This is a genomic window from Leisingera sp. ANG-S5 (assembly GCF_000813925.1).
GTDB lineage: Bacteria > Pseudomonadota > Alphaproteobacteria > Rhodobacterales > Rhodobacteraceae > Leisingera.
In genome coordinates this window covers 1-24,558 of the sequence record NZ_JWLH01000018.1, presented here as the reverse complement: position 1 = coordinate 24,558, position 24,558 = coordinate 1, and the positions used below count along the sequence as shown (strand labels likewise).

At 64.9% G+C, this 24,558-nt stretch carries 26 protein-coding genes; 20 read left to right on the top strand and 6 right to left on the bottom strand.

Annotated features, from left to right (window positions below):
* Window positions 1-169: 169 nt before the first annotated feature.
* The 5 genes from RA25_RS23440 to fsa all read right to left on the bottom strand — a co-directional run bounded on the left by RA25_RS23440 (window position 170) and on the right by fsa (window position 3,399).
* Window positions 170-397 carry a GDCCVxC domain-containing (seleno)protein gene (locus RA25_RS23440; RefSeq protein ID WP_019298112.1) on the bottom strand — a complete coding sequence of 76 codons (228 nt, stop codon included), beginning with the start codon at window positions 395-397 and terminating at the stop codon, window positions 170-172.
* A gap of 50 nt (window positions 398-447) precedes the next feature.
* The gene (locus RA25_RS19665; RefSeq protein WP_019298111.1) at window positions 448-1,368 is read right to left on the bottom strand and encodes a tyrosine recombinase XerC; all 921 of its coding nucleotides are present in this window, start codon (window positions 1,366-1,368) and stop codon (window positions 448-450) included.
* Window positions 1,365-2,072: a DUF484 family protein gene (locus RA25_RS19660; RefSeq protein ID WP_039174599.1), complete on the bottom strand. Its 708-nt coding sequence runs from the start codon at window positions 2,070-2,072 to the stop codon at window positions 1,365-1,367. Before RA25_RS19660 ends, RA25_RS19665 begins: the two co-directional genes overlap by 4 nt.
* 130 nt (window positions 2,073-2,202) lie before the next feature.
* A complete protein-coding gene (locus RA25_RS22815; protein WP_152612247.1) occupies window positions 2,203-2,742 on the bottom strand; it encodes a hypothetical protein in 540 nt (179 codons plus the stop codon).
* Between the two features lie 3 nt (window positions 2,743-2,745).
* Window positions 2,746-3,399, bottom strand: a complete 654-nt coding sequence (gene fsa / locus RA25_RS19650) for a fructose-6-phosphate aldolase (RefSeq protein ID WP_039174598.1) — start codon at window positions 3,397-3,399, stop codon at window positions 2,746-2,748.
* A gap of 81 nt (window positions 3,400-3,480) precedes the next feature.
* Here fsa and RA25_RS19645 point away from each other — a divergent pair, with 81 nt between their 5' ends.
* The 4 genes from RA25_RS19645 (at window position 3,481) to RA25_RS19630 (ending at window position 8,570) form a co-directional block, all read left to right on the top strand.
* Window positions 3,481-5,676: a primosomal protein N' gene (locus RA25_RS19645; protein WP_039174596.1), complete on the top strand. Its 2,196-nt coding sequence runs from the start codon at window positions 3,481-3,483 to the stop codon at window positions 5,674-5,676.
* A 201-nt stretch (window positions 5,677-5,877) separates the two neighbouring features.
* Window positions 5,878-7,113 (top strand): MFS transporter, encoded by a 1,236-nt coding sequence (locus tag RA25_RS19640; RefSeq protein WP_019298106.1) that lies wholly within the window; start codon window positions 5,878-5,880, stop codon window positions 7,111-7,113.
* A gap of 136 nt (window positions 7,114-7,249) precedes the next feature.
* Window positions 7,250-8,122 carry a 50S ribosomal protein L11 methyltransferase gene (locus tag RA25_RS19635; RefSeq protein WP_019298105.1) on the top strand — a complete coding sequence of 291 codons (873 nt, stop codon included), beginning with the start codon at window positions 7,250-7,252 and terminating at the stop codon, window positions 8,120-8,122.
* A gap of 103 nt (window positions 8,123-8,225) precedes the next feature.
* Complete coding sequence (locus RA25_RS19630) at window positions 8,226-8,570, top strand: hypothetical protein (RefSeq protein WP_019298104.1); 345 nt, start codon at window positions 8,226-8,228, stop codon at window positions 8,568-8,570.
* Window positions 8,571-8,748: 178 nt separating this feature from the next.
* On the opposite strand, the gene RA25_RS19625 is transcribed toward RA25_RS19630, so the two are convergent.
* Entirely contained in the window at window positions 8,749-8,967 is a 219-nt protein-coding gene (locus RA25_RS19625; protein WP_019298102.1) for a DUF1127 domain-containing protein, read from the bottom strand.
* 338 nt (window positions 8,968-9,305) lie between these two features.
* Here RA25_RS19625 and ruvC point away from each other — a divergent pair, with 338 nt between their 5' ends.
* From ruvC to RA25_RS19545, 16 genes are all read left to right on the top strand, one after another.
* Window positions 9,306-9,803 (top strand): crossover junction endodeoxyribonuclease RuvC, encoded by a 498-nt coding sequence (gene ruvC, locus RA25_RS19620; protein WP_039150947.1) that lies wholly within the window; start codon window positions 9,306-9,308, stop codon window positions 9,801-9,803.
* On the top strand, window positions 9,800-10,489 hold the full coding sequence (ruvA, locus tag RA25_RS19615; protein WP_019298100.1) for a Holliday junction branch migration protein RuvA: 690 nt from the start codon (window positions 9,800-9,802) through the stop codon (window positions 10,487-10,489). The genes ruvC and ruvA overlap by 4 nt, the downstream gene beginning before the upstream one ends.
* Window positions 10,490-10,638: 149 nt before the next feature.
* Entirely contained in the window at window positions 10,639-11,658 is a 1,020-nt protein-coding gene (gene ruvB / locus RA25_RS19610; RefSeq protein ID WP_019298099.1) for a Holliday junction branch migration DNA helicase RuvB, read from the top strand.
* A gap of 235 nt (window positions 11,659-11,893) precedes the next feature.
* Complete coding sequence (locus RA25_RS19605) at window positions 11,894-12,559, top strand: hypothetical protein (RefSeq protein ID WP_039174595.1); 666 nt, start codon at window positions 11,894-11,896, stop codon at window positions 12,557-12,559.
* Window positions 12,559-13,101, top strand: a complete 543-nt coding sequence (thpR, locus tag RA25_RS19600) for an RNA 2',3'-cyclic phosphodiesterase (protein WP_052254309.1) — start codon at window positions 12,559-12,561, stop codon at window positions 13,099-13,101. Before RA25_RS19605 ends, thpR begins: the two co-directional genes overlap by 1 nt.
* A gap of 62 nt (window positions 13,102-13,163) precedes the next feature.
* A complete protein-coding gene (gene ybgC, locus RA25_RS19595) occupies window positions 13,164-13,547 on the top strand; it encodes a tol-pal system-associated acyl-CoA thioesterase (RefSeq protein WP_019298096.1) in 384 nt (127 codons plus the stop codon).
* A gap of 106 nt (window positions 13,548-13,653) precedes the next feature.
* Window positions 13,654-14,349 (top strand): protein TolQ, encoded by a 696-nt coding sequence (gene tolQ / locus RA25_RS19590; protein ID WP_019298095.1) that lies wholly within the window; start codon window positions 13,654-13,656, stop codon window positions 14,347-14,349.
* Window positions 14,350-14,353: 4 nt separating this feature from the next.
* On the top strand, window positions 14,354-14,845 hold the full coding sequence (tolR, locus tag RA25_RS19585) for a protein TolR (protein WP_019298094.1): 492 nt from the start codon (window positions 14,354-14,356) through the stop codon (window positions 14,843-14,845).
* Window positions 14,846-14,860: 15 nt separating this feature from the next.
* Window positions 14,861-15,988 (top strand): hypothetical protein, encoded by a 1,128-nt coding sequence (locus RA25_RS19580; protein ID WP_039174592.1) that lies wholly within the window; start codon window positions 14,861-14,863, stop codon window positions 15,986-15,988.
* Window positions 15,985-17,310, top strand: coding sequence for a Tol-Pal system beta propeller repeat protein TolB (gene tolB, locus RA25_RS19575; protein ID WP_039174591.1), 1,326 nt, complete (start codon window positions 15,985-15,987; stop codon window positions 17,308-17,310). The genes RA25_RS19580 and tolB overlap by 4 nt, the downstream gene beginning before the upstream one ends.
* Before the next feature lie 91 nt (window positions 17,311-17,401).
* The gene (gene pal / locus RA25_RS19570) at window positions 17,402-17,908 is read left to right on the top strand and encodes a peptidoglycan-associated lipoprotein Pal (protein WP_019298091.1); all 507 of its coding nucleotides are present in this window, start codon (window positions 17,402-17,404) and stop codon (window positions 17,906-17,908) included.
* Between the two features lie 4 nt (window positions 17,909-17,912).
* Window positions 17,913-18,746 (top strand): tol-pal system protein YbgF, encoded by an 834-nt coding sequence (gene ybgF / locus RA25_RS19565; RefSeq protein ID WP_019298090.1) that lies wholly within the window; start codon window positions 17,913-17,915, stop codon window positions 18,744-18,746.
* Entirely contained in the window at window positions 18,743-19,996 is a 1,254-nt protein-coding gene (gene tilS, locus RA25_RS19560) for a tRNA lysidine(34) synthetase TilS (RefSeq protein ID WP_082023112.1), read from the top strand. Before ybgF ends, tilS begins: the two co-directional genes overlap by 4 nt.
* Before the next feature lie 78 nt (window positions 19,997-20,074).
* Entirely contained in the window at window positions 20,075-21,988 is a 1,914-nt protein-coding gene (ftsH, locus tag RA25_RS19555; RefSeq protein ID WP_019298088.1) for an ATP-dependent zinc metalloprotease FtsH, read from the top strand.
* A gap of 163 nt (window positions 21,989-22,151) precedes the next feature.
* Window positions 22,152-22,727, top strand: coding sequence for an MOSC domain-containing protein (locus RA25_RS19550; RefSeq protein WP_039174590.1), 576 nt, complete (start codon window positions 22,152-22,154; stop codon window positions 22,725-22,727).
* A gap of 188 nt (window positions 22,728-22,915) precedes the next feature.
* Window positions 22,916-24,558 (top strand): formate--tetrahydrofolate ligase (locus RA25_RS19545; protein ID WP_039174589.1); only part of this gene is annotated, 1,643 nt, incomplete at its 3' end.

The following is a 24,558-nucleotide window of genomic DNA, read 5'->3' as shown; positions in this document are numbered from 1 at the left end:
GCAGGGGCGGCGGGGGCGCCATCGGCAAACAAAACGGCAAAGCCGGCGGGGGTCATGGCAGAATCCTTTCTGGATCGGTTTCTGCCATCTGGCCTGCAGCGCCTTAACAGAGGCTTGCTGCCTGCTGCGGAAATTAGTGCGGATTTTATTCAACCGGGCGGTAAACCGGTCAGCCGCAGCAGCCGTCCCCCTTTTGCACCGGCGGGCACGGAACGGTCCCGTAGGAACAGAAAACACAGCAATCGCCGGGCTTTGGCCGCAGCAGGGTTTTGCAGGCGGGGCACTCATGAAACCACTGGCAGGCGTTCTGCGGCATCTCCTCTGCCGCCTGATGCCCGCAGGCGGGGCAGGTCAGGATACTGGTCAGTTCCACTTGTGCGGGGTGTTCATCGGGCATGGCAGACCCTCCTGCTGACAGCAAAGGCCAGCAAGGCGGGCGGGGTCAAGTCACGCTTTCGGGTGGGCCTTGTTGTAGACTTCCAGCAGGTGGGTGGTGTCCACCGCAGTATAGGCCTGGGTGGTCGACAGCGACGCGTGCCCGAGCAGTTCCTGAATTGCGCGCAGGTCGCCGCCCGCCTCCAGCAGGTGGGTGGCAAAGCTGTGGCGCAGCGCGTGCGGGGTGGCGGTGGCGGGCAGGCCCAGCTGGGCGCGGGTCCTGGCCATCACCCCCTGGATCTGGCGCGGGTTCAGCGCGCCGCCGCGCACGCCGCGGAACAGGGGGGCCTTCGCCTCCTGCGGATGCGGACACAGCGACAGGTAACGCTCCACTGCATCGCGGGCGGCGGGCAGTACCGGCACCACGCGTTCTTTCCGGCCCTTGCCCAGGATGCGCAAGACCGGCGGCAGCGGTGCATCCGCACCCGTCAGCCCAAGCGCCTCGGATATCCGCAGCCCGCAGCCATACAGCAGCGTCACCACGGCGACGTCCCGCGCCGCCACCCAATCCTGCTGCGACTGCAGCTCAACGGTTTCGAGGACGGCCTTGGCCGCCTCCGGCGCCAGCGGCCGCGGCAGCTTTTTCTGGAACTTGGGGGAGCGCGCCAGCAGCACCGCGGCCGGCTCAAACCCTTCACGCTCTGCCAGCCAGCGGTAGAAATTCTTGACCGCCGACAGCTTGCGCGCCAGCGACCGTGCCCCGGTGCCGGAGTTGCGCTCCGACGCCATCCAGGCCCGCATGTCCGAAGTCGTGATCCGCGCCAGCGCCCCCAGCCCCTGCGGCCCGCCGCTGTGCTGGGTCATGAAGGCAAGGAAGGCGGTCACATCGCCGCGGTAGGCAGTGAGGGTGTTTTCTGAGGCGTCCTCCAGCCCGCCCAGCCGCTCCAGCCACAGCTGCAGCGCATCCCGGCAGGCAGGCGAGATCAGCGTCATGACAGCCAGCAGCGCATCGAGCGTTCAAAGACGCCGCCAAAGAAAGTCAGGAGGTCCGTGCCTTGCATCGGCGAAAACTGATGCGGGTCTTCCGATCCCATCACCAGCATACCGGGCAGGCGGCCTTTGCCCAAATCCAGCATCAAGCAGGCCTCGGAACGGATCCATTCGGCCTTAGCCCCGTAAACCCGCGGGCTGCCGCCCTGGGTCTGGCGCAGGGTCACGGGGCGGTCGCTGCCGGGCTGGCCGGCATAGCTTTCAGTAAAGCCGGGGCCTGCCAGCTTCAGTGCGCCGGACTTGCGCTCCACCTCGGCGCCGCCGGGCTGGGCGGTCTCCAGCACCAGCGCCAGCGCATGGACGCGCAGGATTTCCGGCATGTCCTGCTCAAGGCAGGCCAAAAAGGCGGTGAAATCGCGCGGCTCCAGCAGCCGCAGCACGGCGCGGTGAATGAGGTTGGTGCCGGCCAGGTTGTCATAAGCCGCGGCAATCACCGAGCGGTGGGTATCCTCCAGCCGGTCCAGCCGTGCCGCCATCCGCTCCATCGCGATGCCGCGCAGGTCGACGACATTGGAGCCCATCGCCCGCTCGTTGGCGGCGACCAGGGCGTTCATCAGGTGCTGATCCTCCAGCACCGCATCGGGTTTGGCGAGGATCGCCTCGCGCAACTGGTCTTCCAGGCTGACTGTATTGCTTGAACTGCTCATGTGAACTCTTACGGCTCCGGACCTCTGACGGGTTTGGTGCCGTTTATAACACGGGATTTCCCTGATGCTGCGGAAAAATGCGGGGCGTACGGAAATTGCTGTATGGATGCGCGCTTGAATTGCTCAACGGCTAATTTTCAGCCGTTGCTGCGAGTGGCGAATTGAATCGTGCCGGATCCCTGACTTCCTGATGAATCTGATCGAGAGTCGGCTGCAACAGTTTGTCGTGTGCACTCCAAATCTGTTCAAGATTGGAGGGCTTGCCGTCCGCCTTGAACTTCACCTGTTTGGGGAAGGTTAGCAAAGATAAGAAGCCGAGGTGGTCCCGCGTTTCGGCTTTCCGCCAAGGCAAAGAGATCAGCGCTTTCCCCCACTTCTGCGGGTCGCTACCCAAAGCTGCAGCTGAACTTTCAGCAGACGCGCAGTGAAAATGCCATGCTTCAACAATAAGCTGCCTGCCGTGCGGCAGATACAGGCATTTCACTATCCTGATGCCATCTTCACGAACCGGCCCCAGAAAATCAGCTTCATATTCCTGATTGTGTGGTTCCCAGCCTGGCTTCCAAGCTGGGTGCGGGACATAGCCATAAGACGAAAGTGCCTTTGCCAGCCTGTCAGATAGGATGGCAAAGGCTTGTTTGTGCTGTAACTTTGGCTTTTTGGCGGCCACAGATTACAGGATCTTGATCTCTGCCGCCTTGATGTCGGCCAGGAAGGCGTCCAGGCCCTTGTCGGTCAGCGGGTGGTTCACCATCGCCTTGATCACGGCAGGCGGAGCGGTGATCACGTCGGCGCCGATGCGGGCCGAATCCAGCACATGGTTCACCGAGCGGATCGAGGCCGCCAGGATCTGGGTTTCAAAACCGTAGTTGTCATAGATGGTGCGGATGTCCTCGATCAGCTCCATGCCGTCCAGGTTGATGTCGTCCAGACGCCCGATGAAGGGGGAGATGAAAGTCGCGCCTGCCTTGGCCGCCAGCAGCGCCTGGTTGGCGGAGAAGCACAGGGTCACGTTCACCATGTGGCCTTCGTCGCTCAAGGTCTTGCAGGCCTTCAGGCCGTCCCAGGTCAGCGGCACCTTCACCGCGATGTTCTCGGCGATCTCCACCAGCTTGCGGCCTTCGGCGATCATGGTTTCCGCATCTGTGGCGGTTACCTCGGCAGAAACCGGCCCGTCGACCAGATCGCAGATCTCCTTGGTGACCTCAATGATGTCGCGGCCGGATTTCTTGATCAGCGACGGGTTGGTGGTGACACCGTCCACCATGCCCAGATCGTTCAGCTCTGCAATGGCGCCGATCTCGGCAGTATCTACGAAGAATTTCATGGGGCAGTCCTTTGGATGGGTTGGCCTCGGTCGCCACAGCCTTTACCTCATGGAAATACGGGCGGCAACACAGGCAGCAGTATGAGCGGGCAGGAGTTCTTTCAGGCAGGCGAGAGGGTTGGGGTTCTGACCACGCAACCCCTTGACCGGCTGCTGGATTACCGCGCGCCGGAGGGCGGCTGCTACCTCGGCGCCTATGTCGAGGTGCCCTTGGGCCCGCGCAAGGTGCTGGGCGTGGTCTGGGGGCCGGGTGCCGGGGATTTCGATTCGGCCAAGCTGCGCTCGGTGATCCGGGTGCTGGATGTGGCCCCGATGCGGACCGAAATGCGCCAGTTCCTTGGCAAGGCTGCCGACTACACCCTGACACCCATGCCTGCGATGCTGCGGCTGGCCACCCGTGCGCCGGGTCTTTCCGATCCGCCGTCGATGCGCAAGATCCTGCGCCGGGGCGAGGGCGTGCCGGACCGGATGACGGATGCCCGCACCCGGGTGTTGGAGGTGCTGGAGGAGTACGGCGGCCTCGCCTTCACACCCAGGGAACTCGCCGATATGGCGGATGTGACACCCTCGGTGGTGAAGGGGCTGGTCAAGCAGGGCGCCCTGCGCGAGGAGGAAGCCCCCCGCGACACCCCTTATCCGCATCTCGACCCGGAACTGCCCTCCAAGCAGCTGACCGAGGATCAGGCCAAGGCTGCCGCCGCCCTGGCCGAAGGCGTCCAAAGCGGGCGTTATGGCACCACGCTCCTCAAAGGTGTCACCGGCTCCGGCAAGACCGAGGTCTATCTGGAGGCCGTCGCCGCCGCCCTGCGTGCCGGGCGGCAGGCGCTGGTGCTGCTGCCGGAAATCGCGCTCACCGCTGAGTTCCTGACCCGCGTCGAGGCGCGCTTTGGCGCCAAACCGGCTGAATGGCACTCCGGCGCCACCATGACCGAACGCCGCCGGGTCTGGAAAATGGTCGGGCAGGGAGCGGCCCAGCTGGTGATCGGCGCCCGCTCAGCCCTGTTCCTGCCGTTCCGCGACCTGGGCCTGATCATCGTCGATGAGGAACACGACACCTCCTACAAGCAGGAGGACGGGGTTCTGTACAACGCCCGCGACATGGCAGTGCTGCGCGCGGCGATGTGCTCGGCGCAGGTGGTGCTGGCCTCCGCCACGCCTTCGCTTGAGACCTGGGCCAATGCCGAGGCCGGCAAGTACAACCGTCTGAACCTCACCTCCCGTTTCGGCGCTTCGGTGCTGCCGGACATGCGCGCAGTGGATATGCGGTCAGAGGACCTGCTGCCCTCCACCTGGATCTCGCCAACCCTGAAACAGGCAATGAAACTGCGCTTGGAACGCGGTGAGCAATCGCTCCTGTTCCTCAACCGCCGCGGCTTTGCCCCGGTTACCATCTGCCGCGCCTGCGGCGCGCAGGTGGCCTGCGACCATTGCGATGCGCGGATGGTGGAGCACCGCTTCATGAAGCGGCTGATGTGCCACCAGTGCGGCGAGACCAAACCCGTGCCGGAGGCCTGCCCCTCCTGCGAGGTGGAGGGCAAGATGGCCCCGGTCGGCCCCGGCATCGAGCGGCTGGCGGAGGAAGCCACAGCCCTGTTCCCGGAGGCGCGCATCGCGGTGCTCAGCTCCGACCTGTTCGGCTCTGCCCGCGCGCTGAAAAGCCGGATCGAGGAGATCGCCGCAGGCGAAGCCGACATCATCCTCGGCACCCAACTGGTCGCCAAGGGCCATAACTTCCCTTTGCTGACGCTGGTGGGGGTGATTGACGCCGACCTTGGCCTGCAGGGGTCCGACCTGCGCGCGGCAGAGCGGACCTTTCAGCTGATGCGTCAGGTGGCAGGCCGGGCAGGGCGCGCCGAACGCCCGGGCGAGGCCCTGATGCAGACCTTCCAGCCGGAGCACCCGGTGATCCGGGCGATCCTGTCTGGGGATGAGGAAAGCTTCTGGAAAGCAGAAGCCGCCGAGCGTCAGGCCGCTGGCGTGCCGCCCTATGGCCGGATGGCCGGGATCATCCTGTCCGGGCCGGATCTGGCGGCGGTCTTTGACCTCGGCAATGCGATGGCCCGCAACGACGGACCGCTGCGCCAGATCGGTGCGCAGCTGTTCGGCCCCGCCCCGGCCCCCATCGCCCGCGTCCGCGGCCGCCACCGTGTGCGCCTGCTGGTCAAGGCGCCGAAAGGCGTGCCTTTGCAGGAGGCGCTGGCCCGCTGGACCGCGCCGCTGCGGCTGAAGGGCGACTTGCGCCTCAGCATCGACATCGACCCGCAGAGCTTCTTCTGATCCGCGCAGGTGGGGGTGCCCCGGCCTGCGGCCTCCCCGGGGTATTTCTGACCAGAAACAAGTGGCCTTCCGCTGCCCGAAATATCCCGGAGCGCGAGGCAGAGCCTCGCATTGGCCGTCTCTGCGCGCTGATGCGGAGCTTGATGTGCAGGCGGGTTTTCCCCCTCGCCAGACCGGCTGAACAGGCGTAAACCCTTGCTCATGTTCAAACCGATGCCCCTCTCCGAGGCCCAGGGCCTCCCGTTCTGGCGCCGCCCGGTGACGCTTTTGTTCCTGATGGCGCTGGCGATGCCGATTGCCTTCAACACCTGGAGCGCGCTGCTCAACAACTTCGTGATCGAAGCGGCCAATTTCGACGGCGCCGACATCGGTCTGTTGCACACCGTGCGCGAGATCCCCGGTTTCCTGGCCGTTGGTGTGATCGCGGTGATCCTGTTCGTGCGCGAGCAGGTGCTGGGGCTGATTTCTCTGGTGATGCTGGGGGTGGCCACCGCAGTCACCGCCTGGTTCCCCTCGCTCGGCGGCCTGCTGATGGTGACGCTTCTCAGCTCCATCGGCTTTCACTACTACGAGACGGTGAACCAGTCGCTGCAGCTGCAATGGCTGCCCAAGGACCGCGCACCGCAGACGCTGGGCTGGCTGGTGGCGGCCGGGTCGGCGGCAACGCTGGTGGTCTACGGGCTGATCGTGCTGACCTGGGAGAGCCTGGGCCTCAGCTACAACACCGTGTTCCTGGCCGCAGGCGGGCTGACCGCTGCCATCGCGCTATTTGCGCTCTTTGCCTATCCGCAGTTCGACGCGCCGCACCCGCAGACCAAGAAGCTGATCCTGCGCAAGCGCTACTGGCTCTACTACGCGCTGCAGTTCATGGCGGGCGCCCGGCGGCAGATCTTTGTGGTCTTTGCAGGCTTCATGATGGTCGAGAAGTTCGGCTTTGAGGTGCATGAGCTGACCGGGCTTTACCTGATCAACCTGGTGATCAACATGACCGTTGCGCCGGTTCTGGGTAAGGCCGTGGCCGCCTTTGGCGAGCGCCGCACGCTGATTTTCGAATACGCAGGGCTCGCCATCGTCTTTGCGGCTTATGGCGGCATTTACTGGTTCGGCTGGGGTGTGGTGATTGCGGCTGTGCTCTATGTGGTGGACCATGTGCTGTTTGCCCTGGCGCTGGCGCTCAAGACCTACTTCCAGAAAATCGCCGACCCGGGCGATATCGCCCCCACGGCGGCCGTAGCCTTCACCATCAACCACATCGCCGCGGTGTTCCTGCCGGTGCTGCTTGGCCTCCTCTGGGTCTATGAGCCGGGCCTGGTCTTTGCCCTGGCGGCCGCCATGGCGCTGGTGTCGCTGTCCCTGTCGCTGCTGATCCCGCGCCATCCGGAACCCGGCAACGAGACCATCTTCAGCAAATACGCGCGGCCTGCGCCGGCGGAATGACCCTTCCGCCCCGCCAAGGGGCGGAGCGCCCGCGCACGGGGTGAGCGCGGGCGCTGCCTGGCCTCAGGCCAGGCGGATGCTTGACGCGGGCCGCGCGGCAGCCTAGGCGCTTGGCAACAGTTTCAGGAGCAACGCCATGCCCACATTCACCGCCCTCACCACGCTCACTGCAAAAGCCCAGGCCGAAGCGCTGGGCGAAGCCATGGAGCGGCTCATCCCGGAACCTACCGGCATCGGCGTCTTTGAGATGGAGGACGGCTCCGGCCTGTGGGAGGTTGGCGGCTATTTCACCGAAGCCCCCGACGAGGCAGGCCTCGCCCTGCTGGCTGCGATGCATGAGGCCAAACCCTTTGTGGTCTCAGAGGTGCCGGAAACCGACTGGGTCGCCCATGTGCGCCGCGAACTGGCGCCGGTCGAGGCCGGCCGCTTCTTCGTTTACGGCTCCCATGACGCGGACAAGCTGCCCGCAGACAAGATCCCGCTGCTGATCGAGGCGGCAATGGCGTTCGGCACCGGCCACCACGGCACCACGCTGGGCTGCCTCAAGGCGCTGGACCATCTTCTGGACGAGGGCTTCCGCGGCGAAAAGGTGGCTGACATCGGCTGCGGCACCGCGGTGCTGGCAATGGCCGCAGCGCGCGTTTGGGATGGCACCATCCTGGCCAGCGACATCGACGAGGTCGCGGTCGAGGTGGCTGAGGCCAATCTCAAGGCCAACGGTATGGAAGGCCAAGTCACCTGCCTAGAGGCAGCGGGTTTCGACAACCCGGAGTTGCAGGCGCAGGCGCCCTATGACCTGATCTTCGCCAATATCCTGAAAGGCCCGCTGGTGGCCCTGGCGCCGGATCTGACGGCGAATCTGCGTCCCGGCGGTTATGCGATTCTCTCCGGAATCCTGAACGAGCAGGCCGATGACGTGGTCAGCGTTTATGCACAGAACGGCGCCAATCTGGCGCGCCGGGACGAAATTGGTGAATGGACAACGTTACTTCTCCGTAAAGCGGGCTGATTGAACTAAGTTTACGGCAAATTTGAGGGGCTTGCCCCACTTTTGCCGCATTTTTAGCCAATGATGGGCCATCCGCTGGTGGGGGCCAGTTCGGAGACTAGTGATGGGCGAACATCGTGATACGTTCCAATCGCGTTTGAAGCATATCAACCGCAAGCATACGGCCATGTCCGAAGGCTTTTCCGCGAAGATGCGGCCGGATGGGCTCTTGGTGATTCAGCCGCGCCGGGTGCAGTCCCGGATCTCGGCCCGCACCGTGGTGATCTTTGCCGGGGCCTTCCTGCTGTTCAAGGGCTTCCTGATGGCAGCGCTTGGTTTTGGCAGCTATGACGAAAGGGTCAGGACCCTTGCCGAAGGCAGTGCGCTTGAGCGCGCGGGGGCCTTCATCATGCAGGCTGATCCTGCTTCCGTTTACATCGCTCAGAAGATCGGGCCAGTGCTGCGCTGACCCGGATCAAACTGCAGGAAAGAGTGTGAAAGGCCGCTGCTCACGGGGCAGGCGGCCTTTTCCTGTGCCGGCGGCTGGCTGCACGGCCGCGCCAATAAAAAACGCCGCGGCCATTGCAGGTCCGCGGCGTTTCCCTAATCGCCCCGAGGGAGGAGGCAGGGCGGAAATCAGGGATGTCTCAGAAGACGGTTTTGCCGGTGGCGACGCCATCGATGTCGCCGCGGCACATGCCGATGTCGGCCAGCTCGCGGTCGGACAGGCCGTTCAGCGCGTTGCGGGTCACGCGGGCGTCGTTCCAGGCGGCGAAGGCGCCGGTTGCAGCGGCGAACAGATCGCCGAAACGGCCAAACAGGCCGGTGGAACCATAGGTGGTGCGGGTGGTATCAAATGCGGCCATATCCGTGTCCTCTGATTAGCTGTTAGCATCCGTCGCGTCATTGCGATGGCGGGCATCTAGTGGCGAAAAATCAGCGCAGCAAGGCCTGAAATTGCATGTGTCATATGCACTAACTGCATAGCTGTTTGCCTTGTAAATAAGGGGTTTACGGCCAGGCTCCGAATGGGCCCGAAAATGTCGTTCCCGCCAGTATGAAGGGTCGTTTCCAGGCCGCAGCTGCAGGATTCCCGGAAACAATCAGCTATGAAAGCAATTGGACATGTTCGCCTTTTGTGCTAGTGCTGGGTCAAAATAATTTCCGGCCAGCGGGCCGGCTCGCGGGCAAGGGCAGGCAGATCATGCGGATTTTGGGAATTGATCCGGGGTTGCGGAACCTTGGATGGGGCGTAATCGAATCGCGCGGCAGCCGGCTGAGCCATGTTGCCAATGGTGTTTGCACTTCTGACGGCGACGATCTGGGCGAGCGTCTGTTGTCGTTGCACAACCAGGTTTCCGAGATCATCGAGGAATTCGCCCCGGACCAGGCAGCGATCGAGCAGACTTTCGTGAACAAGGACGGCGCCGGCACGCTGAAGCTGGGCCAGGCGCGGGGGGTGGCCCTGCTGACCTTGGCCAAGGCGGGTCTGCCGGTGGGCGAGTACGCCCCGAACCGGGTCAAGAAAACGGTGGTGGGTGTGGGTCACGCCGAGAAGGAGCAGGTGATGCATATGGTCAAGCTGCAGTTGCCGGGGTGCCTTCCCAAGAACGCTGATGCCGCAGATGCGCTGGCGATTGCGATCTGCCACGCCTACTACGGCGGCACGCAGCAGCGCCAGCTAAGGGAGAAACGCGCATGATCGGCAAGCTGACAGGGCGGCTCGACTACCGGGCGCAGGATCACGTGCTGATCGACGTGCGCGGCGTTGGTTACATCGTCTACTGCTCCGACCGCACCATGGCGGCTTTGCCGGGTGTGGGCGAAGCCATCGCGCTCTACACTGACATGGTGGTGCGCGAGGACCTGATGCAGCTTTACGGCTTCACCTCGCTGGTGGAGAAGGAATGGCACCGGCTGCTGACCTCGGTGCAAGGTGTCGGCGCCAAGGTGTCGCTGGCCATTCTCGGCGCGCTGGGGCCGGACGGGGTGAGCCGCGCGATTGCGTTGGGGGACTGGGCCACGGTAAAGGCCGCCAAGGGCGTCGGCCCCAAGACCGCGCAGCGCATCGTGCTGGATCTCAAGGACAAGGCGCCCGGCGTGATGGCGATGGGTGGCACCGTGGTGGACGCGATGGACGGCCCAGGGCTGGAGGTGGTCGAGGATGCCGATCCCGCGCCTGCTGCGAAGCCGGCCCGCAAGGCGCCGCCCAAGAAACCCAGCGGTGCGGCGGCTGCTTCCGCCGGGGCGTTGTCGGCCTTGGGCAATCTGGGCTACGGCCCCTCGGATGCCGCGGCTGCGGTGGCGGAGGCGGCTGCGACCTATCCGGATGCGGATGAGCCGGAACTGATCCGCGCCGCGCTGCGCCTGCTGGCGCCGAAAGGGTGATGTAAGTTGTTGCGGATATCGGATGCCCGACCCGGCCAAGAGGCCGGGCAGCGCCCGTCCCGCCCCCCTCGGGGCGGGCGCTTCGCTTCCTGCCCCGCCGGGATGGGCGCTGCCCTTTCCGGGTTCCCTCTAATTGCGGAAACATTGACATGATTGACGCCGACCCCGCCTTGCGCCCCGAGCCGTTGCCGGAAGACAACGACCGCGCCCTGCGCCCGCAGGGCCTGGGCGAGTTCATCGGCCAGGCTGAGGCCCGCGCCAACCTGCGCGTCTTCATCGAGAGCGCCCGCCGCCGCGGCGAGGCGATGGATCACACGCTGTTCCACGGTCCCCCGGGCCTTGGCAAAACTACGCTCGCTCAGATCGTGGCGCGCGAGCTGGGCGTGAACTTCCGCATGACCTCCGGCCCGGTGCTGGCCAAGGCAGGCGACCTGGCAGCGATCCTCACCAACCTCGAAGCCCGCGACGTCTTGTTCATCGACGAGATCCACCGGCTGAACCCGGCGGTGGAGGAGGTGCTCTACCCGGCGATGGAGGACTTTGAGCTGGACCTTGTGATTGGCGAAGGCCCGGCAGCGCGCACCGTGCGGATCGAACTGCAGCCCTTCACCCTCGTTGGTGCCACCACTCGCATGGGGCTGCTGACCACGCCGCTGCGCGACCGCTTCGGCATCCCGACCCGGCTGCAGTTCTACACCATCGACGAGCTGTTTGAGATCGTCAGCCGCAACGCCCGCAAACTGGGCGCCCCCGCCGATGACGCCGGCGCCCGCGAAATCGCGCGGCGCGCCCGCGGCACCCCCAGGATCGCCGGGCGGCTCCTGCGCCGCGTGGTGGACTTCGCGGTTGTGGAGGGCGACGGCACCATCACCCGGGAGCTGGCCGACGGTGCCTTGACGCGGCTGGGGGTGGACCAGCTGGGGCTGGACGGTGCCGACCGCCGTTATCTGAAGCTGATCGCGGAAAACTACGGCGGCGGACCGGTGGGGATTGAGACAATCTCGGCGGCCCTCAGCGAGAGCCGCGATGCGCTGGAGGAGGTGATCGAGCCCTATCTCTTGCAGCAGGGATTGATCCAGCGCACCCCGCGCGGACGGATGCTGGCGCAAAAGGCCTGGACCCACCTCGGCATGCCACCGCCGCGCAGCCAGAACGACCTGTTCGGGTAAAACTGGGATTTGCCACTATAAGTTGTGTCAGTCTTTCTGTCCAAATGTTTCGCGCGCGAAACATTCGGGCAATATTGCTGACCTATCTGAATGCACTGCGCCGCGCCTGCGGCGCCGGGCCCAAGGCTGCTGCCGGCGGCCAGGCGCAGCCAGGAGGCCGGCCAGGCGCGGGAGCCTTCCCCTTGCTGTCCCGGCGTACAGACGGCATAGACGGGGCAAGACCAAGGAGACACCCATGACCGCCCAGCTGCCAGACCTGACGCCGGAGCAGATCGAAACCCTGTTCACCCGCAACGACGGCGCCTACGCCTTTGCCCGCTGGGGCCGGCCGGTGGCGCCGATTGTGTTCGGGGTGCAGGACGAGACCCTGAAGACCGTCAAGGGCGCACTGGAAGCAGTGATGACGCTGGCAGGCCACCAGATGGCCGAAACCGACCCGGAGCTGGGCTCCAACCTGATGTTCTTCTTTTTCCGCGAGTGGGAGGAACTGCTGGAGGTGCCGGACCTTGACCGGCTGATCCCGGGGCTGCAGACGCTGGTCGCACGGCTGAGAGACGGTGATGCCAGCCAGTACCGCGCCTTTCGCTTTGACGATCAGGGCGGCATCAAGGCGGCGTTTGTGTTCCTGCGGATGAAGGGACCAATGGCGCAGATGCCCGCTGAAACCTTGGCGCTCGCCCAGGCGGTGCAGGCGGCGCTGATGTGGGGCGATGCGGCCTTCGCCGAGGCCTCGCCGCTGGCGGTTCTGCCGGAGACCGGCGCCACCATCCTGCGGCCCGAAATCGCGGGAGTAATCGCGGCCGCTTACGACCGGATGATGCCGGTTGCGGCGGAGGATAAATCCCATGCCCTGCGGCTGTTTGCGCGGCTTCAGGCGCCGGCGGAACCGCCGCAGAGCTGATGCGCGCCTTTGTCGGCCTGCCGCTGCCGGACTCAGCCCTGGATGCGCTGGAACGCGTGCAGGAGCGGCTGACCGTGGGACGCCAAGTCCCCGCAGAGAACATGCACCTGACGCTGGCCTTCCTCGATGACCAGCCGGAGGCCGCGCTGCAGGCCCTGCATCAGCTTCTGGCAGAGATCAGCGTGCCGCCCCTGCAGCTGACCTTCAACGGTCTGGACACCTTTGGCGGCAAGCTTCCGCGGGTGCTGGCGGCAGAGGTGCGGAAAACGCCGGAGCTGACCCGCCTGCGCGACCACGTCCGCAGCGCCTGCCGCACTGCCGGGATCGAGCTGTCCCGCGAACGCTTCCGCCCCCATGTGACCCTGGCGCGTTTTCCCCGGCACATGGAGGCGGGGCAGGTGCAGAAGGTTGCCCGTTTTCTGGCCGCGGCATCGGAGTTCCGGCTGCAGTGCGAAGCGGAGAGCTTTGCGCTGTTCCAATCGACGCTGGCGCCAGAGGGCGCGCGGTATGACAACTTGGCGGAGTATCCGCTAGAGGGATGAGTCGGCTTGCAGCGGTTTGGCGCCGCCCATAGGGTGCGCGGGCAAACGCAGGAGAGCAGGCAATGAACCACCAATTTCCCGTCCGGGTCTACTATGAGGACACCGACATGGGCGGGATTGTCTATCACGCCAACTACCTGCGCTTCATCGAGCGCGCCCGCAGTGACTGGGTGCGCGGCATCGGGGTCGATCAGAACGCCATGCGCGAGGCAGGGCTGATCTATGTGGTGCGCCGGATCGAGGCGGATTACCTGGCGCCTGCCAAGTTCGACGAGGAGTTGCTGGTCATCACCTCAATGCACAACGTGACCCCTGCCCGGATGGTCCTGAATCAGGAGGTCGCACGGGACGGCCAGGTGCTGTTTCGCGCCCAGGTCACCATTGTTTGCATAACCACAGGCGGCAAACCGGCCCGGCTTCCGGCAGAGATTCGCGCATTGCGGTAACATTTGGCGCCCGGCCGCCTGTTTTATTGGCCTTTGCCATTGAACTGCGCTAGCGTCTTGCCAAATAAGGCCGGATAAACGGCTGGGAAAACCGTAGAGCAGGCGAATGGAAGCAGAAACTCTGGCGCTGGCGCAGGAGATTGATTTCTCCATGTGGGGCCTTTTCGCGCGGGCCACCGTAACCGTGAAACTGGTGATGCTGATGCTGATCGTGGCCTCGGTCTGGTCCTGGGGCATCATCATTCAGAAAACGATAAACTACCGCAAAGCGCGCGGGGAGGCAGACGCCTTTGACCGCGCCTTCTGGTCCGGCAATCCGCTGGATGAGCTGTTTGACCAAGTGGGCGCAGAGCCGCCCGGCCAGGCGGCGCGGATCTTCTCGGCCGGGATGACCGAATGGCGGCGCAGCCACCGCAGCGACGGCGGGCTGATCCCCGGCGCGCAGGCGCGCATTGACCGGTCGATGGATGTGGCGATCGCCAAGGAAACCGAAGGGCTGCAGGGCGGTTTGTCGGTGCTGGCAACTGTTGGCTCCACTGCGCCGTTCATTGGCCTCTTCGGCACCGTCTGGGGCATCATGACCGCCTTCATCGAGATCGCAGAACAGCAAAACACCAACCTCGCCGTTGTGGCGCCGGGCATTGCCGAGGCGCTGATGGCGACCGGGCTGGGCCTGCTGGCGGCGATCCCCGCTGTGGTTTTCTACAACAAGCTGAGCGCGGACAGCGACCGCATCATTGGCGGCTACGAGGCCTTTGCCGACGAGTTCGCCACCATCCTCAGCCGCCAGCTGGATTCCTGAGGCGATGGGCGCCGCAGTCCAGCAGCCTTCGGGAGGCGGCAACCGCCGCCGGGGCCGCCGCCGCGGACGCGGCCGGCCGATGTCCGAAATCAACGTGACGCCTTTTGTGGACGTCATGCTGGTGCTTCTGATCATCTTCATGGTGGCAGCCCCCCTGATGACCGTGGGCGTGCCGGTGGAACTGCCCAAGACCGCCGCGGGCGCATTGCCCGGCGACGAGGAAGAACCGCTGACCGTTACCATGACCGCCGAGGGCGGCGTGGAAATCCAAACCACGCCGGTCGCGCGCGAGGAACTGGTGGCCAAACTGCGCGCGATTGCGGCAGAGCGCTCCTCGGACCGGGTGTTCTTGCGCGCCGACGGGCGGATTGCCTATTCGGACGTGATGCAGGTGATGGGCGCGCTGAATGCGGGCGGTTTTTCCAACGTGGGGCTGGTCACTGACACCGGTGGCCCGGCGCTGGACGGGCAGCGGGCTGAAAGCACAGGGCAGTAGGCGGGGACGCGGACGGTGCAGACCGGAACCAAGATCTCACTTGCCGGGCACGGGGTGCTGATGACATGGGTTGTCTTCGGTGCCTGGTTTCCGTCCGAACCCTTGCCGTCCAACGTGCAGCAGGTCGCGCTGATTTCATCCGAGCAATTCGAGAAGCTGAGCCAGCAGCGTGAGGCGCCGCAGGTGTCGCCGGAGCCTGCTCCGCTGAACGAGCCCGCCGCGGTGCAGCCCGCGCCGGAACCGGCACCGCAGCCGGATGCGGAACCGGAAATCACCCAGCCGGAACCCATTGCCCCGGCAGAGCCGGATCCGCAGGTAACAGAGCTGCCGGAACAGCCGCCTGAACCGGAAGTGCCGATCGAGCTGCCCTCTGCTGCGGAAGAGCCGGATGTGGCCTCCCTGGTACCGCAGGTCCGGCCCGAAACGGCGCCGCGCCCGGTGGACCGGGTGGCGCCGGAACCGGTTGTGCCGCCGGAACCGGACACCAGGATCGACGATATCGTCCAGCCCGAGGTGGCGCCGGAAGAAGGCGCCGAGACTGAGCAGGACGTGCAGGACGCCACTGCGCGCGAAGCAGCCAGCGACCGCATTGTGACCGAGGAAAACGAGGGCGAGGATGTGGCAGCCTCCGCCGCGCCCGCGGTCTCCAAACGGCCCAAGACCCGGCCCGCCCGGCCCCAGCCGGACCCGGAACCGCAGGTGACAGAAGCGGCGCAGCCGGTTGAAACAGAGCAGACGGATACTGCCGATGCAGTGGCGGATGCGCTGGCCGAGGCGCTGGCGGGCGGCGCCGATGTGGAGGCGCCGGAACCCTCCGGCCCGCCGCTGACGCTGGGCGAAAAGGACGCGCTGAGGGTCGAGGTGTCGCGCTGCTGGAACGTTGGCTCGCTCTCGACCGATGCGCTGAAGACCACCGTGGTGGTTGGTGTGTCGCTGTCCCAGGACGGCAAGCCGGACACCGGCTCGATCCGGATGCTGTCCAGCACCGGCGGGTCTTCGGCGGCGGCAAAGCAGGCCTATGAGGCGGCCCGGCGGGCGATTATCCGCTGCGGGTCCTCAGGCTTTCAGCTTCCCCCTGAAAAATACGCGCAATGGCGCGATATTGAGATGACATTCAATCCTGAAAGGATGCGGATCAAATGAGGAAAATACTGGCAGCCCTTCTGATCGGAGCCGCAGCCGCGGCAGGCGCGGGCGCGGCCATGGCTCAGGACGGCCCGCTTCGCATCGAGATCGACCAGGGCGTGATCGAACCCTTGCCCTATGCAGTGCCGGATTTCGTGCCGGAAACCCCGGCAGCCTCGGAATTTGCGGCGCAGATCGCGCGGGTTATCGCAGCGGACCTGAGCGGCACCGGCCTGTTCCGGGAAGTGCCGGCCAGCGCCCATATCTCCAAGGTGACGGGCTTCGACAACCCGGTGAAATACGCCGACTGGAAAGCCGTGAATGCGCAGGCGCTGATCACCGGCGCAGTCAGCGTCAACGGCAATCAGCTGACGGTCAGGTTCCGCGGCCATGATGTGTTCGCCGAGAAAGAGCTGGGCACCGGCCTGCAGTTCAATGGCACCACCGACGGCTGGCGGCGGATGGCGCATAAGGTGGCGGATGCGATCTACAGCCGGATCACCGGTGAAAGCGGCTATTTCGACAGCCGTGTGGTCTATGTCTCTGAAAGCGGGCCGAAAAACGACCGCCGCAAGCGGCTGGCGGTGATGGATTACGACGGTGCCAATGTGCAGTACCTGACCAACAGCGCCTCGATCGTGCTGGCGCCGCGGTTCTCGCCCACCGGCGACCGGGTGCTTTATACCAGCTATGAGAGCGGCTTCCCGCAGATCCATGTGCTGGACGTGGGCCAGGTGCAGCGCAAGGTGCTGTCCAGCGGAGACGGCACCATGAGCTTTGCGCCGCGGTTTGCGCCCGACGGGCGCACCATCGTCTATTCGCAGACCCAGGGCGGCAATACCGACCTGTTCTCGATGGATATCCAAACCGGGGCTAAGTCGCGGCTGACCTCGGCCCCGTCGATCGAGACCGCGCCGTCGTTTTCACCGGATGGCAGCCAGATCGTATTCGAAAGCGACCGCTCCGGCAGCCAGCAGCTCTATGTCATGCCGGCAGGCGGCGGCGAGGCGCGGCGGATCAGCTTTGGCCAGGGCCGTTATGGCACGCCCGTCTGGTCGCCGCGCGGCGACATGATTGCCTTTACCAAGCAGAACAAGGGCCGTTTCCACATCGGCGTGATGCGCACCGACGGCAGCGAGGAACGGCTGCTGACAGCGTCCTTCCTGGACGAGGGGCCGACCTGGGCGCCCAATGGCCGGGTGATCATGTTCACCCGCGAAAGCCAGGGCAGTGCCGGGCGGGCGCTGCTCTATTCGGTGGACATCACCGGGCGCAACCTTAAACCTGTGAAGACACCGGACGGGGCCTCTGACCCGGCCTGGTCGCCATTGCAGAATTAATTGAATCTATAAGGCGGGGATACCCGCATGGAACCTGAACCGGGCATATGTTAATTTCCGGTCAAGAAACGCAAAGGGATAGGCAGACAACATGAGCGGTTTGAAATTGGCAATTGCGGCTGTTGCCGTCCTGGGCCTTGCGGCCTGCAGCAACAACCGGTGGGATGATACGGCAAACGGCGGCGGAGCCGGCGCAGGGGCGGGTGCCGGGGCAGGGGCCTTGGATCCGGCAAGCCCGGCTTATTTCCAGCAGTCCATCGGCGACCGGGTTCTGTTTCTTGTGGACCAGTCGACGCTGACGCCTGAGGCACAAGGCATCCTTCAGGGCCAGGCGCGCTGGCTGACCCAGAACGCCGATTATGTTGTCACCATCGAGGGCCACGCCGATGAGCAGGGCACCCGCGAGTACAACCTGGCCCTGGGTGCCCGCCGCGCCAATGCCGCGCGGGAATACCTGATTTCGCAAGGGGTTGCAGGCCACCGCCTGAAGGTCGTCAGCTACGGCAAGGAACGCCCGCTGGAGATCTGCTCAAACGAGGCCTGCTATTCCAAGAACCGCCGCGCGGTCACCGTGCTGGCCGGCGGGCTGACGGGGTAACGCGATGAAACGCCTGCGCACAGTTCTTCTGGCCTCCGTTCTGGCCCTGCCGCTGCCGCTGGCGGCGCAGGACAGCCAAACGCTGGCGGACATCCGCCAGGAGCTGACCGTTCTGCATGTCGAAATCCAGCGGCTGAAGCGCGAGATGTCGACGACAGGCGCCCCCTCGGCGAATGTGTCAGGCGACACGGTTCTGGACCGGGTTGCCGCGATCGAGAGCGAACTGCAGCGGCTGACGCTGCAGACCGAGCAGCTGGGCCACCGGGTCGACCGGATCGTCACTGATGGCACCAACCGGATCGGCGACCTGGAGTTCCGCCTGGTTGAGCTGGAAGGCGGCGATGTCGGCGCGCTGAAGGAAACCACCACGCTGGGCGGCGGGGAATTGCCTGCCGCTGGCGGCTCGGGTGCGGTGGCCGGCACGGCCGGCACCGAACCGGCGGCCGGAGAGCTGGCCATTGGCGAGCAGGCGGACTTTGATGCCGCCGAAAAGCTTCTGGCGGACGGCGCGTATCAGGACGCGGCAGAGAAATTCGCGGCCTTCAACCAGTCCTATCCAGGCAGCCCGCTGGCACCCGCTGCCGAATTCAGCCGCGGCAAGGCGCTGGACGGTCTGGGTGACACCCGCGAAGCAGCGCGGGCCTATCTGGCGGCGTTTACCGGAAACTCCGCCGGGCCTGTGGCCCCCAAGGCGCTGTTCGAACTGGGCGCGGCCCTGGGCCGCTTGGGCCAGACCGATCAGGCCTGTGTCACGCTGTCTGAAGTCGGAGTGCGGTTCCCCGGCGCTGCGCAGCAGGCTGAGGCCGCGGCAGAAATGGCCAAACTGGGCTGTTCTTGACCGGGCTGCGGCGCGATATCCTGGGACTGCTGCGCGGCCAGTTCCAGTCCAGGCTGACTGGCAAGCTGGGCATTGCCGTCTCCGGCGGCAGTGATTCCATGGCGCTGCTGCATCTGATGAAAGAAGCCTTCCAAGGTGAGCCGGTTGAGCTCCTTGCCGCGACTGTGGACCACGGTTTGCGGGAGGAATCAGCGGCTGAAGCCGCCTGGGTTGGCGAAGTTGCTTCTGAACTTGGGATCACGCACGAGGTGATCCGGTGGGAGGATGGTCCCGGCAAGGGCAACCTGCAGAAACAAGCGCGCGAAGCGCGCTATGATCTGCTGTGTGCCTGGGCCCGGCGCATCGGTATTTCCACCCTCTGCGTGGCGCATACAGCGGACGATCAGGCCGAAACCCTGCTGATGCGCATGGCCCGGGCCTCTGGCGTGTCGGGGCTTTCCGGCATGCCGCCGCGCCGCGTGCACAAGGGCGTTACCCTGGTGCGGCCGCTGCTGGAAGTGACCCGCAGCGAACTGCGCCAGTTCCTGCAGGAGCGCGGCATCGAATGGTGCGAGGATCCCAGCAACAGCGACATCCGCTATGAACGGGTGCGGGCACGCCGCGCCCTGGCGGAACTGGCACCGCTGGGCCTGACGCCGACGGTGCTGTCCCGGGTTGCCGAAAACATGAACAAGGCGCGCGAAGCGCTGGATTGGTACGTCTTCCTGGCCGCCCGCGACATGGCCCATGTGCAGGCCGGCGCGGTGGTTCTTTGCCAGCGGAAGTTCCGCACTCTCCCCGGCGAAACCGGCTACCGCCTGCTGGTCAAGGCCATCCAATGGGTGTCAGGCACCTCCTATCCGCCGCGCCGGGTGCCGATGGAAATCGCCGTTCTGGCGGCGCGCGGCGGCGGCGCGGCTACAGTTGCCGGCTGCCACCTTCTGACAACCTCCAAACAGATTTGGATCTGCCGCGAAGCCAATGCGGTTGCAGGCGTGACCTCGCTTCCCGGCCAGATCTGGGATGACAGATGGAAGGTTTTCGGAGGCGATGCAAAGGGTTGCGAAGTGCGGCCCCTGGGGCGCGACGGGCTGTTCAGCTGTCCGTCCTGGCGCGCAACCGGGGTTCCGGGAACCGTTCTGGAGGCCTCGCCTGCCGTGTGGCGCGGTGCCGAACTGGCGGCTGCGCCGGTGGCCGGAATGGGCAATGGCTGGACGGCCGAACCGGTGGCAAATGAAGAAGAGTTCTTTGCATCCCTTTTATCGCATTGAACCTGCTCGAATGATCCTTATTTTAAGCTCAACGCAGGCGGCCTGACAGGTGCGCCTTACTGATAGGGAGAACTTTCCTTGGGCAACGCTCGCAATATCGCCTTTTGGGTTGTTCTGTTTCTGCTGATTCTGGCGCTGTTCAATCTGTTCAGCGGTTCCGGCAGCACGATGCAGAGCCGTGAACGCACTTTCTCGGACTTCGTGAGTTCGGTGGAGACCGGCAAGGTCAGCACTGTCACGCTGGATGGGGAACAGGTGCGCTACACGACCTCGGACGGGCAAAACTATGTGACCATCAAACCGGCCGATGCCGAAGTCACCGCTCTTCTGATCGAGAAGAACATCCCGGTGCGCGCTGAAAAGCAGCAGCAGTCGGGTTTCCAGTCCTTCCTGATCACGCTGCTGCCGTTCCTGCTGCTGATCGGCGTCTGGATCTACTTCATGAACCGGATGCAGGGCGGCGGCAAAGGCGGCGCCATGGGATTCGGCAAATCCAAGGCCAAGATGCTGACAGAGAAGCACGGCCGCGTCACCTTTGATGACGTGGCAGGCATTGATGAGGCCAAGGAAGAACTGGAAGAGATCGTCGAATTCCTGCGCAACCCGCAGAAGTTCTCCCGCCTCGGCGGCAAGATCCCCAAGGGCGCGCTGCTGGTCGGCCCTCCGGGCACCGGTAAAACCCTGCTGGCCCGCGCCATTGCGGGCGAGGCGGGCGTGCCGTTCTTCACCATCTCCGGTTCCGACTTCGTCGAGATGTTTGTTGGCGTCGGCGCCTCCCGTGTCCGCGACATGTTCGAACAGGCCAAGAAAAACGCGCCTTGCATCGTCTTCATTGACGAGATCGACGCGGTGGGCCGCCACCGCGGCGCCGGCTATGGCGGCGGCAATGACGAGCGCGAGCAGACCTTGAACCAGCTCTTGGTGGAGATGGACGGTTTCGAGGCTAACGAAGGCGTCATCATCCTGGCCGCCACCAACCGCAAGGATGTGCTGGACCCGGCGCTGCTGCGCCCCGGCCGCTTTGACCGCAACGTGACCGTCGGCAACCCCGACATTAAGGGCCGGGAAAAGATCCTTGGCGTGCATGCCCGCAAGACTCCGCTCGGGCCCGATGTGGACCTGCGCATCATCGCCCGCGGCACGCCTGGGTTCTCCGGTGCCGATTTGGCCAACCTCGTGAACGAGGCGGCGCTGATGGCCGCCCGTGTCGGCCGCCGCTTTGTCACTATGGAGGATTTCGAATCCGCCAAGGACAAGGTGATGATGGGGGCCGAGCGCCGTTCGATGGTGCTAACCCAGGACCAGAAGGAAAAGACCGCCTATCACGAGGCCGGCCATGCCGTTGTCGGTCTGGCCCTGCCGCTGTGCGATCCAGTCTACAAGGCAACGATCATCCCGCGCGGCGGCGCTCTGGGGATGGTGGTGTCGCTGCCCGAAATGGACCGGCTGAACTACCACCGCGATGAGTGCCAGCAGAAACTGGCAATGACCATGGCGGGCAAGGCAGCCGAAGTCATCAAGTATGGCGAGGACCATGTCTCCAACGGTCCGGCCGGCGACATCCAGCAGGCCAGCCAGCTGGCCCGTGCCATGGTGCTGCGCTGGGGCATGTCGGACAAGGTCGGCAACATCGACTATGCCGAGGCCCATGAAGGCTACTCCGGCAACACTGCGGGTTTCTCGGTTTCGGCGAACACCAAGGAGCTGATCGAGGAAGAGGTCAAACGCTTCATCCAGCAGGGCTATGAGCAGGCGCTGGAGATCCTCAAGGACAAGAACGAGGAATGGGAGCGTCTGGCGCAGGGCCTTCTGGAATACGAAACCCTGACCGGCGACGAGATCAAGCGGGTGATGAACGGCGAGCCGCCGCAGGCCGGCGACGATGAGGACGACAGCGAGGATCAGGGCAACGCCTCGGTCACCGCGATCCCCAAGGCGAAGCCCAAAAAGACCCCGCCAGAGGGCGGCATGGAGCCTGAGCCCTCCGCCTGATGACCCAAGGCTTTGACCCCCGGATGCCGCTGGCCTCCGGGGGTTTTTCATTTCCGGCGCTGAACTGCGGGACCACAAAAAACCATCGCGGCACCACTGGTGCCGGTCCGCGCCGCCTGTATGCTCACTGCAACGTCAAAGACTTATGCGAGGGAGAGCGGGCATGCCGGTGCTGCGGAAAACGGAATTCACAGGACAGATTACCTGGCTGGGCCATGTGCCCGCGGACAGCGGCCTGCAGGCGGTGCCCGCAGATCATCTGGACCTCGGCTTTGGCGGCATTGCCGGCGGGCGCCACGAGGGCGGGAACCGCCCCTCCTGCGTGCGGGTCAGGAACCTGTACCCGGAAGGCACCGAAATCCGCAACGTGCGCCAGCTGACCATCCTGTCGGAAGGGGAACTGGCCCTAATCGCGGCGGACATGGGGATGGACAGCGTTAACCCTGCGCATCTGGGCGCAACCATCGTGCTGCGCGGCATCCCGGACTTCACCTTCGTGCCGCCGTCCTCGCGTCTGCAGGGACCGGACGGGGTAACGCTGACGGTGGACATGGAAAACCGTCCCTGCGTGCTGCCGGGCCGCGAGATTGAGAAAGACCACACAGGCTTTGGCGCGCGCTTCAAGCCCGCCGCACAGAATCGCCGGGGAATCACCGCCTGGGTCGAACGTCCCGGCTCCCTGCATCTGGGCAGCGAACTTGTGCTCTTTGTACCGGATCAGCGCGCCTGGGCGCCCTAGGTGGCTAGTTTTGGGGAATTCCGTTTCCTTTAAGGAACCTTGGCAGGGCCTGCGAAAGACCCCACGCCGCATCAAGGCGTGATAATGTCGGAAATCACGCGCGTATTGTGCCGCATTTTGGCTAAGTCTACCGCCAAACCGGCATTCCCGTGCCGGCGATTGTATGCAAACTCAGCAGGAACCTTGCCATGAGCTACAAGAGTGACATCGAGATTGCGCGTGAGGCGCAGAAGAAGCCGATCCAGGAGATTGGCGCGAAGATCGGGATTTCCAGCGATGACCTGCTGCCCTACGGCCATGACAAGGCGAAGGTGAGCCAGGCGTTCATCGACTCTGTGCAGTCCAAGGAAGACGGCAAGCTGATCCTGGTGACCGCGATCAACCCGACACCGGCGGGCGAAGGCAAGACCACCACCACCGTGGGTCTGGGCGACGGTCTGAACCGGATCGGCAAGAACGCGATGATCTGTATCCGCGAAGCCTCGCTGGGCCCGAACTTCGGCATGAAGGGCGGCGCTGCAGGCGGCGGCTATGCCCAGGTCGTGCCGATGGAGGAAATGAACCTCCACTTCACCGGCGACTTCCACGCCATCACCTCGGCCCACTCGCTGCTGTCGGCGATGATCGACAACCACATCTACTGGGGCAACGAGTGCGACATCGACACCCGCCGCGTCGCATGGCGCCGTGTGGTCGACATGAACGACCGCGCCCTGCGCCAGATCACCGCGTCGCTGGGCGGTGTGTCCAACGGCTTCCCGCGCGAAGCCGGCTTTGACATCACCGTGGCGTCGGAAGTGATGGCGATCCTCTGCCTCGCGAACGACCTCAAGGACCTGGAAAAGCGCCTGGGCGACATCATCGTGGCGTACCGCCGCGACAAGACCCCGGTCTACTGCCGCGACATCAAGGCAGAGGGCGCAATGACCGTTCTGCTGAAAGACGCGATGCAGCCGAACCTGGTGCAGACCCTGGAAAACAACCCGGCCTTCGTGCACGGCGGCCCGTTCGCCAACATCGCGCACGGCTGCAACTCCGTGATCGCCACCAAGACCGCGCTGAAGGTTGCCGACTATGTCGTCACCGAAGCAGGCTTTGGTGCGGACCTCGGCGCCGAGAAGTTCATGAACATCAAGTGCCGCAAGGCAGGCATCGCACCCTCCGCAGTGGTGCTGGTGGCCACCGTGCGCGCGATGAAGATGAACGGCGGCGTTGCCAAGGCAGACCTCGGTGCCGAGAACGTCGATGCGGTGAACTCCGGCTGCGCCAACCTCGGCCGCCACATCGAGAACGTCAAGTCCTTCGGCGTGCCGGTTGTGGTTGCGATCAACCACTTCGTCACCGACACCGATGCCGAAGTTGACGCGGTCAAAGCCTACTGCGCCACCCACGGCGTCGAGGCAGTGCTGTCGCGCCACTGGGAGCTGGGCTCCGAGGGCTCCGCGCCGCTGGCCGAGAAGGTTGTCGAGATCGTCGACGCCGGTTCCGCCAACTTCTCGCCGATCTACCCGGACGACATGCCGCTGTTCGAGAAGATCGAAACCATCGCCAAGCGCATCTACCGCGCTGACGAGGTGCTGGCGGACAACAAGATCCGCAACCAGCTGAAGGAATGGGAAGACGCGGGCTACGGCAACCTGCCGGTCTGCATGGCCAAGACCCAGTACTCCTTCTCGACCGACCCGAGCTTGCGCGGTGCGCCGGTGGGCCACTCGGTGCCGGTGCGCGAAGTGCGCCTGTCGGCCGGTGCGGGCTTCATCGTTGCGGTCTGCGGCGAGATCATGACCATGCCGGGCCTGCCGCGCACCCCGGCGGCGGAAACCATCCGCCT